The organism is Paenibacillus sp. UMB7766-LJ446, from assembly GCF_030226665.1.
GTDB lineage: Bacteria > Bacillota > Bacilli > Paenibacillales > Paenibacillaceae > Paenibacillus > Paenibacillus vandeheii.
On sequence record NZ_JASOYM010000005.1, the window covers coordinates 405425 to 421549 of the forward strand.

The window sequence follows — 16125 nt, forward strand, 5'->3', positions numbered from 1 at the left end:
GGATGGCTGAGATTCCGCGTTATTTGGAGGACCAGACGGAGGAACAGATTATGCAGCGTATGCTGGATCGTCTGCCCGCGGATCTGGATAAGTCGGAAGGGTCGTTTCTGTGGGATGCGGAGGCTCCGGTTGCGTTTATGCTGTCTGAGGCGGCGCTCTGGGCACAGGAGTTGCTGCGGCGCGGATTTGCGAGTACGGCGGCGAGCAGTGATCCGAATTTTCGTTCGGAAGAGCTGGATCTGCGGGCGGGAGAGCATGGCATTACGCGGCGGGCTGCGGTGGCGGCTCAAGGTACGGTTAAATTTGCGGGTACGCCGGGCAAGGTGATTCCTGCTGGGACAGTTGTGGCTACGTTGGCCGATGAAATCTCCGGTGAGGCTTCGCTCGAATATGAAACCGTTGGTCGTGTGGAGTTGGGAGAAGATGGTCTGGGTAGTGTTGGCGTGCGGGCGCTCGTTGCCGGAAAAGAAAGCAATGTGCCTGCGGGCACCGTGACCGTCCTGTCCACACCAATGAGTGGCGTTACCTCTGTAACTAATGTTGAGGTGATTAAAGGCGGGGCAGATATCGAGGCAGATACGGCGCTGTTGGAACGCTTTTATGCCAAAGTCCGAAATCAGGGAACAAGCGGCAACAAATCGCAATATGTGCAATGGGCCAGTGAGGTACCAGGTGTTGGTGCAACGCGGGTTATTCCGTTATGGCAAGGGCCGGGCACGGTGGGATTGTATTTGCTGGATACGGACAAACGTGCGGCGGGAACCGATCTGGTGGCGTCTGTGCAGAAATACGTGGACCCAACGCAGGATGGACAGGGGGAAGGCGTTGCGCCTGCTGGCCCGGTGGTGACTGTCATGCCCGCAGAGGAAGTGCCGATGAACATTCAGGTGAAGCTGACGTTGGCAGATGTAAGGGCGTTGATCCAGAGCGGGGTGACCGCGTATCTGAAACAGTTGGCTTTTGCCGATCCGCTTGTACGCTACACTCGAATTGCCGCAATCCTGCTCGACATTCCACCGATTATCGATTATTCGGAGCTGACCGTGAACGGTGTGAGCGACCAGAATATCGAGATGACCGCGAGTCAGGTGGCGGTGTTGGGGACGGTGGATGTGCATGAGTAGTGTTGGGCAGTTGGTGGAAGAGGAAGTAATTGGGGTATCCGGAGACCGAGGCAGATTGGAGCTGGTGAGCGAGACGCTCTCTGTTGGTGTGAAAGGAAGGGAGGGGAAAGGGCATGAGTGCTCCTTCTGTTGTAAATGTTGGACTGACGAGTGAGAAAGGGTTGGAGCTGTACTCGTATTTGCCGAGCTATTATGAGACTTCTCGCGTGATGCAGGCCGATATGCAGTCCAAAGGAACCGAGATGGATCTGCTGTATCAGGCACTGGATGAGACTTTGGATCAGTTCTTTGTCCGCACGGCGACGTGGGGATTGGATTTCTGGGAGCAGGAGCTTGGTATTGAGACAGATCGTCTCAAACCAGTGGAGCAACGGCGTGCCGTGGTTGAGTCCAAGCTACGGGGCGCCGGGAAGTTTTCAGGGAGATTGGTTGCGAATGTAGCTGAGGCGTATGCGGGGGGTAAGGTCGATGTGACGTTTCAACCGGAAGCGTGGAGCTTTACCGTGAGCTTTGTGGATACGATGGGCATTCCGCCCAATATCGACGATCTCAAACGTGCAATTGATGAACTGAAACCGGCCCATATAGCCGTGGAATATGAGTATCAATATCTGATCTGGGACGATCTGGACAACAAACAGATGACCTGGGATGAACTGGACGCCGCGTCCTTGACGTGGAATGAACTGGAGGTGTGGGCGTAATGCCACAGGAAACTGATCGATTGAAACTACCTCTGCCCTTGGGGAACGAGAATGTGACCCGGGAGAGTATTAATGGGATTTTTGAAAAGATTGATGCAGGTGTTGCGACGCAGGCCGATTTGGATACGCTTCGTGAAGCGGTGAGCAAGATGGATATTCCCGATGCGTCTTTGACGCAGAAAGGGAAGGTGCAGTTGTCGAGTAAGACGGACAGCTCGTCCGAGACGGTGGCGGCGACGGAGAAGGCGGTTAGTGATGCGAGGGTAGCTGCTAGTACATTGGGTACGGCAAATGCAAAAATCTATACGGATAGCCAAGTTAATCAAATTTCAAAGTCGCTAAACTTATTCTCTGGAGCAGTGCGTTCCTCAGGTAATATCTTTGTGTGCGCCTTTAATTCAACTCCGACAGTTAGTAATGGATTTTCTTTCAAAGTTCAATTTAATGTGACCAATTCTACTCTAAACACTGCAACATTATTACAAATCAATGGTACAAACTATCATCTTAGAGCAGAGCATTTTAAAAATTACACTTTACCGAACAACTACATCGATCCAACTGTAGTATACGAGGTTATCTACCTCAGTTCAATTAGTGCATTTGTTATGAATGAGGTTTCAAGAGATGCTGATTTACGTGGTGGGGAAGTTATAGTTCGAGTTGGAAAAAATACTTCAACTGCTCAGTTTTCTACCATACAGGATGCAGTGGACTTCTTAAAGAAATTTAATGCTGGAGTAAGAACGATTAAAATTGAGAACAGTACTACTTCCTCAGTAGAAACTTACACAGGAGATGTTAGTATACAAGATTTTCATGGGGCCCCTTTATACTTTTCTTTTGATCCAAGGATAAGGTTGGTAGGGTATTTTAATATTGGTGCTTGTAGTGCAGAAGTACTTATTAATGGTAACTATCAAGTGCCTCTGGAAATAGTAAACTCAAACAACAGCTTCTTTATACAAAATTGCAATAAAATAAGGTTAATGTATGTAAATAAAACAAGCACGGGATATAGTTTTATGAAGGCGATACGAGTTCCTGTTTTAGATGTCAGTGACTGTAATATATCTAATCAAATGGAGGCTTTTGATATTTCAGAAGGGACAGTAGCTTATTTTAATAATATTAAGGGGTCGAATAACACTTACGGTGGTAGGGTAGGAAGTTCTATTCTTATGCGTAGTAGTTATTCCGTATCAAGTTCTAATGCTACTACTTCAAGTGGTTCACTAATATTAGGTAACTAGTGAGTTAGAAACTTTAAAAAAGTATATGCGAATGCAGATATAACATTATTTCTATGGGATTATTTTCTTAATTGTACAATGGCTATTTTCCATAGGGTAACTACTATTATCTATAAGGAGGTGAACCATGACCACAAACCAACTAAACGCTGCAATCGAAAAAACGCTTATACAGCATTTTCCCAACATCCCGGTTCACCCGGCAACTGGAATCACTAGCCCCAACCCAGAGGCCAAAGGCATCACCTACCGCCTGCTGTCCGCCCAGCTCACCCGGGAACGCAGTGATCGCTTCGTGCAGTCCCATACCTTCGAAATCCGCTGGCTTGAAGCAGACAATATCCTGGCAACCCTACCGGACGAGCTGTTTGAAGCACTGGAAACCATCAGTGTAGAGGGAACACTTTATCGCGCAACGGAACTGCGTTGGGAGACGGAGAACGCCACACCGCGGATGCTGGTGTACTACACCATGCGAACCACCAAAGTGTCGGAGTCCGCCGCTACCATGCAACAACTGGAACAGCGACCCACCGCACTAAAAGCCGCTAACGAATAAATAATCAGAATGAGGGATTTACATGAAAGGAATAGGAGGCGCATTGGCAATGTTTACGAAAAAAGAACCGGAACGTAAGATCTCGGCAAGCAACCAGAAATACAGCAAAGCACAGTTCGCCGAATCCCAGCAATTGAACCGGATGGAGAAAGATATTCTGACAGCCGTACTTCTGGAACAACAGACATACACAATAGAAGAAGCACAACAACACATCCAACAATTTATGAATGGGGAGGCACAATAATGGCTGGAGGAACATGGACAACTCAAAACAAGGTACGCCCTGGCCTATATATGAATTTTGCATCAGAGGGCTCATTGCCGGGTACGGTAGGAGAGCGGGGAACGGTAGCTTTGGCCCTTCCATTGTCATGGGGACAAGCAGGAACAATCTTGACTGTACAAGCAGGTGAAGATGTACAAGCTAAATTGGGTTATGACTGGACAGCACCTCAATTGCTGCTCATCCGTGAGGCATTGAAACGGGCGCAGACTTTGCTCCTTTATCGTTTGAATGCGGGGACAAAAGCCAAGGCAACACTGGACAAACTGACGGTAACTGCTCAACACGGCGGTGAGCGTGGTAACGATCTGGCAGTTGTAATCTCCGCAAATATCAATAATCCGGACCAATTCGATGTTTCAACTCTGCTTGCAGGTAAAGAAGTAGATAAACAAACAGCGTCTACCATTGAAGAACTGGAATCCAACGCATACGTTACATTTAATGGCGAAGGCGCGCTCACAACAACAGCTGCACTTCCACTAACAGGTGGAGAGGATAATTCCGCGACCAACCAGGAGCATGCCGATTTCCTGACCAAGCTGGAGGTACTGGATTTTAACACGGTCGGTCTGATCTCAGACGATGCTACGTTGAAATCTGTATACACGGCATACATCAAGCGTTTGCGTGACACTGAGGGCAAGAAGGTACAACTGGTGTTGTCGGATTATCCGGCTGCGGATCATGAAGGGGTCATCAGTGTCAAAAACGGCGTTGTGCTCGCAGATGGTACCAATCTAACACCAAAACAAACCGTAGCATGGACAGCCGGTGCAACAGCGGGAGCTAACCTGAATGAATCCCTGACATTCCGCGCTTATGACGATGCCGTGGATGTTAACGGCCGACTGACGCACAGCGAGACAGAAGCTGCACTGCGCAATGGTGAGTTCGTCTTTACGGCGAGCAGCAACCGCGCGGTGGTAGAGCAGGATGTGAACACGTTCCGTTCCGTTACACCGGAGAAGGCACGTCATTTTGCCAAAAACCGTGTTGTTCGTGTGCTCGATGGCATTGCCAACGACATGAAACGGATTTTCGAGTCCTATTTTATCGGCAAAGTGAACAACAACGAAGATGGGCGCAGCCTGTTCCGTTCCCAATGTGTCACCTATCTGAAGCAGCTTCAGGATATCGGGGCGATTCAAAATTTTGATTCCAAAACGGATATTACGGTTACTACGGGAAATGAAATAGACAGCATTCTTATCGAGATTCAAGTCCAACCAGTAGATTCCGTTGAAAAAGTATATATGAAAGTGAAGGTGGTTTAAGATGGCATTTTTGAAAGCAAGCGATACGATCTCCGGCCAGGAAGGCCGCGCATACGCAACGATTAACGGACAGACGGAAGAAATGTTTTACGTGAAGACGCTGGAAGCAACCGTGGAGAAGCAAAAAGCAGAGGTCAAAACGTTGGGCCGCCGCGGTGTTCAGCACAAAGCAACAGGTTGGTCCGGCTCGGGTTCCATGACGATCTTTTATACCACATCCCGTTTCCGTGAGCTGATGCTCCAGTACATGCAGAATGGCGTCGACACCTACTTCGACATTGAAGTGACCAACGAAGATCCTTCATCCACCATCGGGAAACAGACCGTGACGCTCAAAGGCGTCAACCTCGACAGTGTGATCATGGCATCCCTGGATACTGAATCCGAGGCGTTGGAGGAGGAAGTGAGCTTTACCTTTGAAGATGTCGATATGCCTGTATCGTTTAATTTGCCGAAGTAATATAGAAGTTGCGGACATAAAACCATAGATATATAACGAGTTTGATTTATAAGCGGGTTTGTAAAATAAACCTGTCCAACTTGCCTGTGTTACGGGCTATTTGGCATACCCAAATCTTGGTGCACTCTCTTTTCACTTGAAGATAAGCTGCACATAATTGCCCATCGCTAAACTATTATCACATTAGTTTCACATGCATTATCTAATCATTTAGGCATATTACATTTGCTCTTCGCCGCTTCATGCGGTGGAGAGCTTTACTTTAGAGGAGGAATTATTAATGAGCGGATTGAGTATGTTTTTTGCGCAAAATGCAGCGGCGGATACAACGGAGGAATTCATCGTATCTTCTCGTTTTAAGGATGAGAAAGGCAAACCGGTTGCCTGGAAACTGCGCAGCATGACCGAAGACGAGAATCAGGAATGCCGCAAGGCGGCTACTCGTAAAATCAAGGGCAAGAACGGTGTATACACACCCGACATCGATGCCAATGATTACATGGCTCGCCTGATGAGCGCCAGCGTGGTCTACCCCGATCTGAAAAATGCAGAACTCCAGCGTTCATATGGCGTAATGGGGGCGGAATCGCTTTTGCGGAAAATGCTTTTGCCTGGGGAATTTGCTTCGCTCGGCGAACAGGTTCAGAAGCTGAACGGCTTCAATCAGGACATGAACGAACTGGTGGATGACGTAAAAAACTAATTAAAGAGGGCGATTCCGAAGCCAATTTGGCTTATTACGCTCTCCATGAATTGAACATTTTACCGCATGATTTGATGGCATTCTCCTTACGTGAGCGAGCAGCGATCTACGCGATGATCTCCATTCGGGTAGAGGAAGAGAAGAAAGAGCGGTCCAAGAACCGCGCCCGGAAAAAATAAAAGGGAAAGGAGGGAGAAATGAATGTCCGATACAAGGATCGATGTTATCAATCCTCCATCCATAAATAATCTGATCAACAATTTGAATCTGGTCCAGGTGAGAACAACCGAGATTTTAAATAATTTCAATCAGACGAATATATCCAACCACTTTAATCAAATAAACCAGCAAATGAATGTGACTATTAATCTGATGGAAAAGCTGGAGGATACGGCTGATGATACAAGTGATGCTTTGGGTGATAATCTGAACAAGCTCTCCAAGCGGCTGCAAATGTTAAAGTCGGCTGGAAGCGTCGTGTTAAAAGCGGCAGCTGAGGAAGAAGATTTCAAGTATCGTTACATGGTTGCCGCTGAAGACCCGGTGCTCGGGGAAGGTATCTATAATAAGTTTAGAGATCAAGCCTCCAAGAGCGGCCAAGATGTCAAAGATTCGCTTAAAGCTTCTCTAGGCTTCTTACCTTTGGCACAGAATACAGGCCAGGTAGATCAGCTAAATCAACTAACTCAGCGTTTGAGTATGTTGTCTCCGGATGGAAAAAGTCTGTCCGATGCTTCTGGTGCCATTATTAGTGCCATGAATGGAAAAAATACTGATTTGGCTAGTCAATTTAACATCCCGGAAAGTGCATTGACCGGGGCTGGATTGGGTGAATTTATCCAAACTAAAGACCTGGATGGTTTTATACAGGGTCTGCAGACGGTTCTTGAAATGCAAGGTTACACCCAACAGGCCTTTGATACGATGCTGGATTCCCCATTGCAAAAATGGATGGCTCTTGTGAACCAGTTCAATGGTATATTGTCTGAAATCGGTACGAAAGCGTTGGAAGTTCTGTCCCCGGTACTTGATCGGTTAAACGAAGCTATAAGCTCTGGCCAGTTCAGTGGTTTTATTGAATGGATTGGTGGGGCATTTGCAATCATCGCTCAGGTGGTTGCGTTTATTGTGGATGGGTTCATCAGTTTTGCAACAGTTGTGCAAGAAAACTGGGATATCATTGCACCTATTTTGACTGCTATTGCTATTGTGCTGCTCTACAATATCATTGTTTCACTTGGCATTGTGATCGCTGAGGTGTATTCTCTCGCTGCCGCATGGTTGGTAGCTAACTGGCCTGTGTTGCTTGTTATTGCTGCTATTGCGCTACTCATTTATATCTTGCAATTATGCGGCGTTACAGCTGGGGATATGGTGGGAGCGATTATAGGTTATTTTTATATGGTTTACGAGCATATGAAATCAATTTTTGCATCCATTCTGAATTATTTCATGTCTTGGGCTGAATTTGTCATTAATGTATTCAGAGATCCAGCCTATGCATTCAAGAAGTTGTTTGTTGACATGGGACTCATTGTACTCCAAATTCTGTTCAACATTACAAAGGGAATTGAGGATTTCGCAGGTGGTTTCAAAGACCAAATCAACTGGATGATCGAAGGTATAAACAAATTAATACCCTATCTGAATAAGATTTTCGGTACCAATTGGGGAGGTATTAAACTAGTTGATGATGCTAACATTCATTCGATGAGCGGTAAGATACAGGGTTTAATGAGTGATCTTGAAGCGAGTGTTCCTGAGAGCCAAAAGGATGTTGTTAACTTATGGAGAATGGACGCTTCAGCGGATTATAAAGATGCATACGATGCAGGTTTCGGTAAGGGGCAGGATTTGGTGGATACCACAAAAGGTATATTTTCCAACAGCTCTGATAAATTACCCGGAAACTTCGGCGGCTTTACTCCCAAAACACCTTCTATGCCATCAATGCCAACTGCACCCGCTCCCACTGTCGTTCCCAACAATATGAGTAACATCAACAAAATTAACAATATCGGACAGGTGGACAAAATCGGAGATGTGGATGGCACAGTGGATGTGACGAGCGAGGATCTGAAACTGATGCGTGAGCTTGCAGAGATGCAGGCTATTCAGCGATTTGTCAGTCTGACACCAACCGTTCAGGTCACCACAGGGGATATCAACAGCGGACATGACGTGGACAGCATCATCAGCAAAATTACCGATGGACTGAACAGTCAGATCGTCTCCAGCGCCCAGGGGGTGTATGGTTAAGTGGAATATTATATTCAATTGAGTTTCAATAACCGCTCCGAATACATGTTTTTCCCGGTGACACCAGAGAGTATTGAGTTTTCGGACTCGGGAGACGGCAGTACGTTTAACGTGAGCGCATTGGGTGAGATTAACGTGATCAAATCGCCTAAGCTTCGTGAAGTCAGTTTCAGTGGTATTTTTCCGGCAGACTACAGTCCGTATCATTTGAATTACGATGCAAGTCATCCGGCAGTTCAGAAGCAGTATTACCGTGATCCTTACGAATATGTGAAAAAGATCATTCGCTGGATGCAGACGGGGAGAACTGTCAGGCTGTTCTTTTCCAGTGCAAGGTACACCATTAATATGGCTGTTTCCATTGAGAGCTTCGACTGGAAGGAGACAGCGGGCACGGTGGGGGATATTCAGTATGATATCAAGCTGAAGCAGTTCATTTTCTATGCCGCCAAAAAAGTAGTGCCACTCAAGGACAGTAAGGATACTGCTGCTTCGAAAATGAAAACCAAAGCCTCTCGGCCCAATGAAAAAATTCAGGCAAAGACCGTCACACTTAAAGCTGGAGACTCCTTGTGGTCTGTAGCGAAAGCCAACCTGGGAGATGGATCTCGCTGGAAAGAGTTGCAGAAGCTGAATGGCATCAAGGATGCACAACTGAAGAAGCTGCCGATTGGACTTGTGATCAAGCTTCCGTGAAAGGAGAGGACACATGCAGCAGCAGATAAGCTTGGATAACAAGCAGACAAACCTGAAAGAGCATTTATGGCTGGATGATAAGCAGGGCAACATCTGGGATATTAGTGAAATTGCCGGCGACATTACGTACAAAACTTCCCGCATCGGCAAGCCTTCCTCTCTGGAATTCACGTTGATCAAAGGCAGCTTATATCAGAACACGAAATTTTCGTACGAGAATGGATATGTCGTGAAGTATATCAGCAATGGAGTGGAAGTGTTTTACGGATACGTCTTTTCGGTGGATAGCGGCAAGGATGAAAGTGTCAAAATCAAAGCCTACGACCAGACTCGATATCTGACCGCGAATCAGACGTACAAGTTCGTGAACGCAACCGCTGCGGATGTGATCAAACGAATTGCAAAAGACTTTCTGTTGAAAACAGGTGATCTTATTCAGCCGAAATATGCCATTCCGCGTATGGTATTTGATAATAAAAAGCTGATCGACATGATCTGTGAGGCGTTGGACCGCACGCTGATCTATGGCGGCAAAAACTATATCTTCTACGATGACTTTGGCAAGTTGGTACTTCGAGATGTCGAAGAGATGCCGTACGGCTTTGTCATTGGAGACAACAGTCTGCTCACGAATTACAGCTATACGCGGTCGATTGACGACCAGACGTATAACAAAATCAAGCTGTATCGGGACAACAAGGATACTGGGAAAAGGGAAACATACGTGCATCAGAACTCAAGCAGCATCCGTCAATGGGGGCTGCTTTTTTTGTACCAAAAAGCCGACGATGGCCTGAACAAAGGCCAGATTGATGACATGCTGAAGACCCTGATGACGCTGCGTAACCGCGAGACACAGACACTGAAGGTGGATGCGCTCGGCGATTTCAAGGTGAGGGCTGGCAGTTATGTCAACATACAGATTGAGGAACTGAAGATAAATCAATATTTTCTGGTGGACGAGTGTACGCATAAAGTACAGGGGGGCGTGCACACGATGTCGCTGGATTTGAAGGTGGTGTAACCATAATGATGCTGGATGTGATTAAAAAGGCGGCAGTGGCCGCTGTAGATGCAAAAGCTCCTGTTCAGGTGATGTACGGAAGTGTTACGAATATACAGCCCCTGGAGATTACCGTTGAACAACGGCTGGCTTTGGCTGAACCTTTTCTGGTACTGCCGGAATCCGTAGCGAACAAAGCTTGGGCAGTAGGTGACCATGCGTTGCTGTTACGTGTGCAGGGCGGGGACAGCTTTGTTGTGCTGGATCGGCTGGTGAATCCATGATTCCACAGGGTGCACAAATGAGTGCAGAAGATCAGGAAGAAGCTGCTGTTCTCCCGAGTCTGACGTATGTGTTCCAAGCTTCTGGTCAGCGAATTGGAAGATTGCAACTGGATGGAAAAGATGCGGTAAAACAGGCGGTGTATAAAGCGTTATCCACACGCCGCTACGAGTATCTAATCTATTCTTCGGATTACGGCATGGAATGGTCCTGGGAAGGAATGGCCGGACGATCCATGGTGGAGTCGGAACTGGAACGCTGGATTCGCGAAGCGTTGCTTCCGGATGATCGCATTTCGGATGTAACGGAGTTTGATTTTGTCCACGAGGCAGACGGGGTGCGGGTATCTTTTACCGTTGAAACGGATTTTGGCAGCTTCAGGCAAGAGACGGAGGTGAACATGAATGTATGAGGAGCAGACGTTTGAAGTCATTTTGAATCGAATGCTGGACAAGGTGCCAAATGGTGTGGATAAGCGTGAAGGCAGCATTATCTATGATGCGCTTGCGCCAGCTGCTGTGGAAATGGCTCAGATGTATATTGAGCTGGATGTGAACGCCAATCTTAAATTTGCGGACACGGCTTCCGGGGAGTACCTTGATCGGGCAGTGGCCTGGTCAGGCATTACTCGTAAAACGGCAACCCAGGCACGTTGGGTCGGTAGCTTCAAAGATAATGGAGGCAAACCCGTTGAAGTTCCTTTGGAGAGTCGTTTTTCCACGGGGGATCGGGTGTATGTTGTTGTGGAACGCATCGCGGCTGGACAATATGTGTTGGAATGTGAAGTCGCGGGAGCGGAAGGCAATGAATACACAGGGGCGTTGCTGCCCATCGATTATATAGCCGGACTGACGACAGCCGAACTGACACAGTTGCTGGTTCCGGGTGAAGACGAAGAGACGGATCAGGCCTTATATGATCGCTATCAGGACAAAGTATCCCGCCCAGTCACGAGTGCCAACAAATATCAGTATGAGTTATGGGCACGGGAAAACTCCGGTGTGGGCAAAGCGAAGGCTTTTCCACTGTGGGATGGTCCAGGTACAGTCAAAGTGGCATTGCTGAATAACGAAATGCAAACACCTGCTGAGGCGGTCATTAAGGCGGTGCAGGAATATATCGATCCAACCCAGGATGGAATGGGCGAAGGTGCTGCTCCAATTGGACCTGTGGTCACAGTAGTGGGAGCGGAAGAGGTTCCTATTGATGTTGAGGTACAGGTCACGCTTGCTTCTGGTTCAACGTACGAGGGCGTGAAGACACTTATTGAAACGGGAGTTACGGCGTATTTGAAAGAACTAGCTTTCGCCGATCCATTGGTTCGTTGGACACGTATTGCCAATGTCATTCTGGATATCCCGCCTGTGATCGATTATAGCGATCTGCTGGTGAATGGTGGTATGTCCAATCTGGAGATCGCCCCCGGCGCAGTAGCCGTTCTTGGGACGGTGAAGGTGACATGAGTAAAGCAGAAGTATTAATGACTCTTTTGCCTCCGTTGTATGAAAATGTGCTGGAGATGCAGCTTCTTACAGAGACCGAAGGTGCTGAACTGGGCAAGCTTACGGTGGGTTTGGAAAGTGTGCTGGACCAATTCTACCCGGAGTCTGCGACCTGGGCATTGGAACGTTATGAGCGGGATTTGCAGATTCCGACAAATCAAGCCAAGCCAGACGACCAGCGGAGATCCGTAATTATTTCCAAAATGCGCGGCAGCGGCAAAGTCTCTGGCTCCATGCTCAAAAATGTGGCGCAGGCCTACGAAAGTGGCGGGATTGATGTATCCGTTTCGCCAGAGGAGTACTTGATCCGAATTCGCTTTATCGACACTTGGGGCTTGCCACCCAATCTGGTTGATCTGAAGGCAGCGATTGAGGATATTAAACCAGCACATATGACCGTGGACTACCGTCTACGGTATTTGACGATTGCGGAGGTTGAAAGCATGACGTTGGAGGAGATTGAACAGACTCGACAGGATAAGTTTGCAGGAGGTGGAGCTTAAATGAATGAACCGAAAACACCGAATTTGGGATTGAATAAGATTGATCGTTCCTCCCCATCGACGACCTATTTTGATCTGGATAAGTATCTGGATCAGAACTGGGAGAAGGTTGATGAAGGTGTGGGGCAAGTCGAAGAAAAGGCTGAGGAAACCGCGGCACAGGTGAGTAGTATTCAAGAGCGTCTGGATACGGAGAAGCGGAGATCTGTCACGTTGGAACCAGGATTGCAGATCATCAATGCGGAGCGTGCCTCGGCGTTTAAGTTGGAAGGGTTGAAGGGCCGTACACTGGTAAATTTATTGGGGCGTGATGGTGGTTTCGAGGGATACAGTAGCTGGGCAATTGGCGCAACATCGGCTATTTTAGACACTTCTACGTATGCCCAGGGAAGTCTGAGTTCATTAAAAGTGACCCTAGCCTCTAGTAACAGCAACATAAGTAAAGCAGTATCTACAACAATCGGAAAAACGTATTTACTGTTGGCGGATGTTAAGAACGTATCCACTACCGAAGTGTTTGTATCGATCTCCACTATCGTTAACGGAAGTAAGGTAACTGGATCACAATTCACAACTTCTTTCGCGAAGTTTACTGCAACTGCTACAACCCACGCAATTGCGGTTGTAGGTAGCGGGTCAGCAGGGCAAGTATTCAATGTGGATAATGTGCGCCTTTATGAGATTAGTGCATCTGATGATGCTGTACTGGACAACATCACACAGAAACAGATAGCTGTTAAGTATCCTTACGTTGACAGCGTGCAACCAGTAAAAAATCCGTATCTGATTCGATATGGAGAGAACTTGTTGCCGCCGTTTTACGAATGGAGCATCCAAGGCATTCCGCACAGTATAACATCACCTTACGAAATCGTTAGAAGCGCAACAGACGAATTATATAACGGAGCGAGTTTAACTGTTAAAGTCCCCGTTGTTCCGGGGAATATGTATACGTTGAATTACGAGATTATTGGAGACGTAACCAAAGCGTATATTAACTGGTCTTGGAATGACAAAGACGATAACCGTATTTCGTGGACGGACGGCAATAAAGATACTGTTACAGCAGTTGCCCCTAATGATGCTGTTACCGCGGATGTTCGGGTGACTGGAACAGCTCCAGGAACATTTACGTTCAAAAATCCTATGCTCACGCTAGGTACGACAGTCAAACCGTTCAAACCACGTAAGGACGACATTCTCGCGTTACAAACGCAATTATACGCTGATCCATTAACCGGAACGAATGCTGATGAAGTGTTTGAAAAGGACGGGCAGCATTTTAAGCTGTCGAAGTGGAAAAAAATTACGCTGAACTCAAATTATTCATACACTTTCTTTAATTCGTATACCGGAGGAAAGTGTGTCCGATTAACGTACGACATAGCAGATAGAAATAAAAATGTTTTGCCTACTGTAACTAAATTCAATGGATCCTATTTATCTGCTGGATCGCCTTCTTTATATGTGGATCAATATAGCAGAGGAGATTGGGACACAGGGGCAGGTGGTGCGTTTTTAGGAATAGGTGTTTCCACTGCAGACAGCGGATGGGGAGATTCATACACACCTACAGGCGACGAAATTAAGGCGTACTTCATGGGATGGAAGATGTTCTTAAACAATCAACCAGATGTAAGTAAGCCGTACAATGGTGAAGCCGCTGGTAAAGCATGGTGTCCATTAGATTCAATATATATGTCGGGAGGGGCTGCATCATTTTATACAAACACGTTGCCACTTTCACCTATAACGGTTGCAACTTACACAAGACACATGCAATGGACACCATACCAACTCGTATATCAACTTGCAACGCCAACTGTCGAACCGATCACGTCAGAAGGACAATTGACGTTAATCGAAGGCAATAACCAAGTTGAAGTCGGAACGGGGGTGGTGTTGCGTGAAATAGTGAAACCTGTATTGGCGAATAGTTACTATCGTTTCAACGATACAACTTTAGCAGGAACGATTTTGAAGAATAAACTGGCTAAGCCGTTGGTTATCTATCGAAACGGTCAACGCGATAATGGATGGGAGTTTATATCCGATCAATACGCGTACGGGGTATACAAGGCGCGGAAGGTTCCGGAGCAGTACGATCCGACAGCCATGTATACGGTAACGTACATTATACAGGACACGTCTCCGGCTGCTCCATTCGTCGGATCGGTAGCCGAGAACGAAAAGGCGTTACTTACGGATATGAACGACGTCGTACGTCAGAACGCGGCATCGGTATCAGTGGTCGAGACGGCGGTTAACGAGGCTGTCCGTACTTTGCTGCAACAACAAAATAAACGAAACGTTTGGGGGCCGATTGAATAATGGCAGATACGATTAAATCGTTATATAGCGCATTAATGCCTACTGTAAGTTCATCCATTTATGCTCCGCCTACAGGAAAGTATGCAGTTGTTAAGTCTATAGTTATATGTAATCGAAGTTCTTCAGACGTCACCATTAGTTTAGGGGCCGCAGGAATTGTTATAATTCATAGTCACACATTGAAGGAAAACGGAACGTTGATAATTAATGACTTGGACGTACCTATTATTCCGGGTACGATCATATCAGCGTCTGCATCCTCGGCAGTTGTCGCCTTATCCATAGGCGGCTTCGAACGTGATTACGTTCCGAGTGAATATCCCTATGTCGTAGCAGCTCGGAGTACTCCCGGAAGTGTGACGCTTAATTCGGGCAATGATTGGATTGTTAAATCATTCGTGATTACCAATACCACTTCTACGGAGTCGGCAGTTTCAATTACTTTCGATGGAATGACGTTAATAAATTTGTATAAGGTGAAGCCTTACGATAGTGTAATTCTCCCGTTGCCTAAAATATTCATAAAAGGCGGAAAGGTAATTTCATCAGCACATTCCGGATCAATTGTTCATTTTGGAGTGATTTTGGAAAAGGTGGTGCAGTAAATGCCGTTAATTGATAATTACTTGCTGGACAACTACGCGATTGACGGGCCTAAATCAATTGACGCAGAATTGATACCGACTTTATCTATCCAACGAATTAATGGTGCTGGCTTAGTTGATTTTACTAAGATATGCGACCTGTCCCCTACAAGAAGGACGATTATAAGCGCGTATCGCGGCTTTAGGTACACCGCAAAGATAAGCGCCTACGTGTCGGCGAGTATTGAATTTGTTCTCGGGTGCAGGAATTCAGGAGGAGACTTGGCAGTGTTTAAAGTTTTAGGACAAGCGTCTCTTTATGTAAATGGTACGCAGAATAATTATTTCGAATGGCCCAGAAACATAAACGGAATAACCGTAGACATGCAACTTAGAAAATGTTGGTTCAGTTATCAAAATAGCTTGGAAGCAGGTTCTTATTCAGTGTCTGAAGAATCTTGGACTGGTGATCTTCCTACAGGGTATACCGAGTTTTTCTTAGGACTTAGAGTTATTTATCAAGCTCCTATTACAGCTTCCGATGAAGTGAATTTCACTGCATCAAATGTCGTAGCGGGAAGATTTCCAACGTGAGGAAA

18 protein-coding genes are annotated in these 16125 nt (G+C 46.6%); all 18 read left to right on the plus strand.

The window, feature by feature from the left end; translation table 11 throughout:
- The first annotated feature begins 2 nt into the window (after positions 1 to 2).
- The 18 genes from QP794_RS15725 to QP794_RS15810 all read left to right on the plus strand — a co-directional run bounded on the left by QP794_RS15725 (position 3) and on the right by QP794_RS15810 (position 16120).
- Positions 3 to 1124, plus strand: a complete 1122-nt coding sequence (locus QP794_RS15725) for a baseplate J/gp47 family protein (RefSeq protein ID WP_285077960.1) — start codon at positions 3 to 5, stop codon at positions 1122 to 1124.
- Positions 1125 to 1237: 113 nt separating this feature from the next.
- On the plus strand, positions 1238 to 1828 hold the full coding sequence (locus QP794_RS15730; RefSeq protein WP_285077962.1) for a YmfQ family protein: 591 nt from the start codon (positions 1238 to 1240) through the stop codon (positions 1826 to 1828).
- The gene (locus QP794_RS15735; protein WP_285077963.1) at positions 1828 to 3081 is read left to right on the plus strand and encodes a tail fiber protein; all 1254 of its coding nucleotides are present in this window, start codon (positions 1828 to 1830) and stop codon (positions 3079 to 3081) included. Before QP794_RS15730 ends, QP794_RS15735 begins: the two co-directional genes overlap by 1 nt.
- Before the next feature lie 127 nt (positions 3082 to 3208).
- A complete protein-coding gene (locus tag QP794_RS15740; RefSeq protein ID WP_285077964.1) occupies positions 3209 to 3640 on the plus strand; it encodes a phage tail terminator family protein in 432 nt (143 codons plus the stop codon).
- Between the two features lie 49 nt (positions 3641 to 3689).
- The gene (locus QP794_RS15745) at positions 3690 to 3887 is read left to right on the plus strand and encodes a YqzN/YkzM domain-containing protein (RefSeq protein ID WP_285077965.1); all 198 of its coding nucleotides are present in this window, start codon (positions 3690 to 3692) and stop codon (positions 3885 to 3887) included.
- Entirely contained in the window at positions 3887 to 5203 is a 1317-nt protein-coding gene (locus tag QP794_RS15750; RefSeq protein ID WP_285077966.1) for a phage tail sheath family protein, read from the plus strand. Before QP794_RS15745 ends, QP794_RS15750 begins: the two co-directional genes overlap by 1 nt.
- Position 5204: 1 nt before the next feature.
- Positions 5205 to 5663 (plus strand): phage tail tube protein, encoded by a 459-nt coding sequence (locus QP794_RS15755; RefSeq protein ID WP_145320645.1) that lies wholly within the window; start codon positions 5205 to 5207, stop codon positions 5661 to 5663.
- Positions 5664 to 5943: 280 nt separating this feature from the next.
- Positions 5944 to 6366 (plus strand): phage tail assembly chaperone, encoded by a 423-nt coding sequence (locus QP794_RS15760; RefSeq protein WP_285077968.1) that lies wholly within the window; start codon positions 5944 to 5946, stop codon positions 6364 to 6366.
- Between the two features lie 201 nt (positions 6367 to 6567).
- Entirely contained in the window at positions 6568 to 8625 is a 2058-nt protein-coding gene (locus tag QP794_RS15765; protein ID WP_285077969.1) for a phage tail tape measure protein, read from the plus strand.
- Positions 8626 to 9321 carry a LysM peptidoglycan-binding domain-containing protein gene (locus QP794_RS15770; RefSeq protein WP_285077970.1) on the plus strand — a complete coding sequence of 232 codons (696 nt, stop codon included), beginning with the start codon at positions 8626 to 8628 and terminating at the stop codon, positions 9319 to 9321. It begins immediately after the preceding gene.
- A gap of 13 nt (positions 9322 to 9334) precedes the next feature.
- Positions 9335 to 10345, plus strand: a complete 1011-nt coding sequence (locus QP794_RS15775; protein WP_285077971.1) for an XkdQ/YqbQ family protein — start codon at positions 9335 to 9337, stop codon at positions 10343 to 10345.
- A 5-nt stretch (positions 10346 to 10350) separates the two neighbouring features.
- Positions 10351 to 10608 carry a DUF2577 family protein gene (locus QP794_RS15780; RefSeq protein ID WP_285077972.1) on the plus strand — a complete coding sequence of 86 codons (258 nt, stop codon included), beginning with the start codon at positions 10351 to 10353 and terminating at the stop codon, positions 10606 to 10608.
- Positions 10605 to 11018 (plus strand): DUF2634 domain-containing protein, encoded by a 414-nt coding sequence (locus QP794_RS15785; RefSeq protein WP_285077973.1) that lies wholly within the window; start codon positions 10605 to 10607, stop codon positions 11016 to 11018. The genes QP794_RS15780 and QP794_RS15785 overlap by 4 nt, the downstream gene beginning before the upstream one ends.
- Positions 11011 to 12069, plus strand: coding sequence for a baseplate J/gp47 family protein (locus QP794_RS15790; protein ID WP_285077974.1), 1059 nt, complete (start codon positions 11011 to 11013; stop codon positions 12067 to 12069). Before QP794_RS15785 ends, QP794_RS15790 begins: the two co-directional genes overlap by 8 nt.
- On the plus strand, positions 12066 to 12611 hold the full coding sequence (locus QP794_RS15795) for a putative phage tail protein (RefSeq protein ID WP_285077975.1): 546 nt from the start codon (positions 12066 to 12068) through the stop codon (positions 12609 to 12611). The genes QP794_RS15790 and QP794_RS15795 overlap by 4 nt, the downstream gene beginning before the upstream one ends.
- Positions 12612 to 14942 (plus strand): hypothetical protein, encoded by a 2331-nt coding sequence (locus QP794_RS15800; protein WP_285077976.1) that lies wholly within the window; start codon positions 12612 to 12614, stop codon positions 14940 to 14942. It begins immediately after the preceding gene.
- Positions 14942 to 15547, plus strand: a complete 606-nt coding sequence (locus QP794_RS15805) for a hypothetical protein (protein ID WP_285077977.1) — start codon at positions 14942 to 14944, stop codon at positions 15545 to 15547. The genes QP794_RS15800 and QP794_RS15805 overlap by 1 nt, the downstream gene beginning before the upstream one ends.
- Positions 15548 to 16120, plus strand: a complete 573-nt coding sequence (locus QP794_RS15810) for a hypothetical protein (protein ID WP_285077978.1) — start codon at positions 15548 to 15550, stop codon at positions 16118 to 16120.
- Positions 16121 to 16125: the final 5 nt, after the last annotated feature.

Excerpts from the sequence above, each read along its gene's own strand:
- QP794_RS15735 (WP_285077963.1), top strand. The coding sequence starts at position 1,828 with ATGCCACAGGAAACTGATCGATTGAAACTACCTCTGCCCTTGGGGAAC.
- QP794_RS15800 (WP_285077976.1), top strand. The coding sequence starts at position 12,612 with ATGAATGAACCGAAAACACCGAATTTGGGATTGAATAAGATTGATCGT.
- QP794_RS15740 (WP_285077964.1), top strand. The coding sequence starts at position 3,209 with ATGACCACAAACCAACTAAACGCTGCAATCGAAAAAACGCTTATACAG.
- QP794_RS15785 (WP_285077973.1), top strand. The coding sequence starts at position 10,605 with ATGATTCCACAGGGTGCACAAATGAGTGCAGAAGATCAGGAAGAAGCT.
- QP794_RS15805 (WP_285077977.1), top strand. The coding sequence starts at position 14,942 with ATGGCAGATACGATTAAATCGTTATATAGCGCATTAATGCCTACTGTA.
- QP794_RS15730 (WP_285077962.1), top strand. The coding sequence starts at position 1,238 with ATGAGTGCTCCTTCTGTTGTAAATGTTGGACTGACGAGTGAGAAAGGG.
- QP794_RS15780 (WP_285077972.1), top strand. The coding sequence starts at position 10,351 with ATGATGCTGGATGTGATTAAAAAGGCGGCAGTGGCCGCTGTAGATGCA.
- QP794_RS15750 (WP_285077966.1), top strand. The coding sequence starts at position 3,887 with ATGGCTGGAGGAACATGGACAACTCAAAACAAGGTACGCCCTGGCCTA.
- QP794_RS15795 (WP_285077975.1), top strand. The coding sequence starts at position 12,066 with ATGAGTAAAGCAGAAGTATTAATGACTCTTTTGCCTCCGTTGTATGAA.
- QP794_RS15725 (WP_285077960.1), top strand. The coding sequence starts at position 3 with ATGGCTGAGATTCCGCGTTATTTGGAGGACCAGACGGAGGAACAGATT.
- QP794_RS15760 (WP_285077968.1), top strand. The coding sequence starts at position 5,944 with ATGAGCGGATTGAGTATGTTTTTTGCGCAAAATGCAGCGGCGGATACA.
- QP794_RS15790 (WP_285077974.1), top strand. The coding sequence starts at position 11,011 with ATGTATGAGGAGCAGACGTTTGAAGTCATTTTGAATCGAATGCTGGAC.
- QP794_RS15745 (WP_285077965.1), top strand. The coding sequence starts at position 3,690 with ATGTTTACGAAAAAAGAACCGGAACGTAAGATCTCGGCAAGCAACCAG.
- QP794_RS15765 (WP_285077969.1), top strand. The coding sequence starts at position 6,568 with ATGTCCGATACAAGGATCGATGTTATCAATCCTCCATCCATAAATAAT.
- QP794_RS15775 (WP_285077971.1), top strand. The coding sequence starts at position 9,335 with ATGCAGCAGCAGATAAGCTTGGATAACAAGCAGACAAACCTGAAAGAG.
- QP794_RS15810 (WP_285077978.1), top strand. The coding sequence starts at position 15,548 with ATGCCGTTAATTGATAATTACTTGCTGGACAACTACGCGATTGACGGG.
- QP794_RS15755 (WP_145320645.1), top strand. The coding sequence starts at position 5,205 with ATGGCATTTTTGAAAGCAAGCGATACGATCTCCGGCCAGGAAGGCCGC.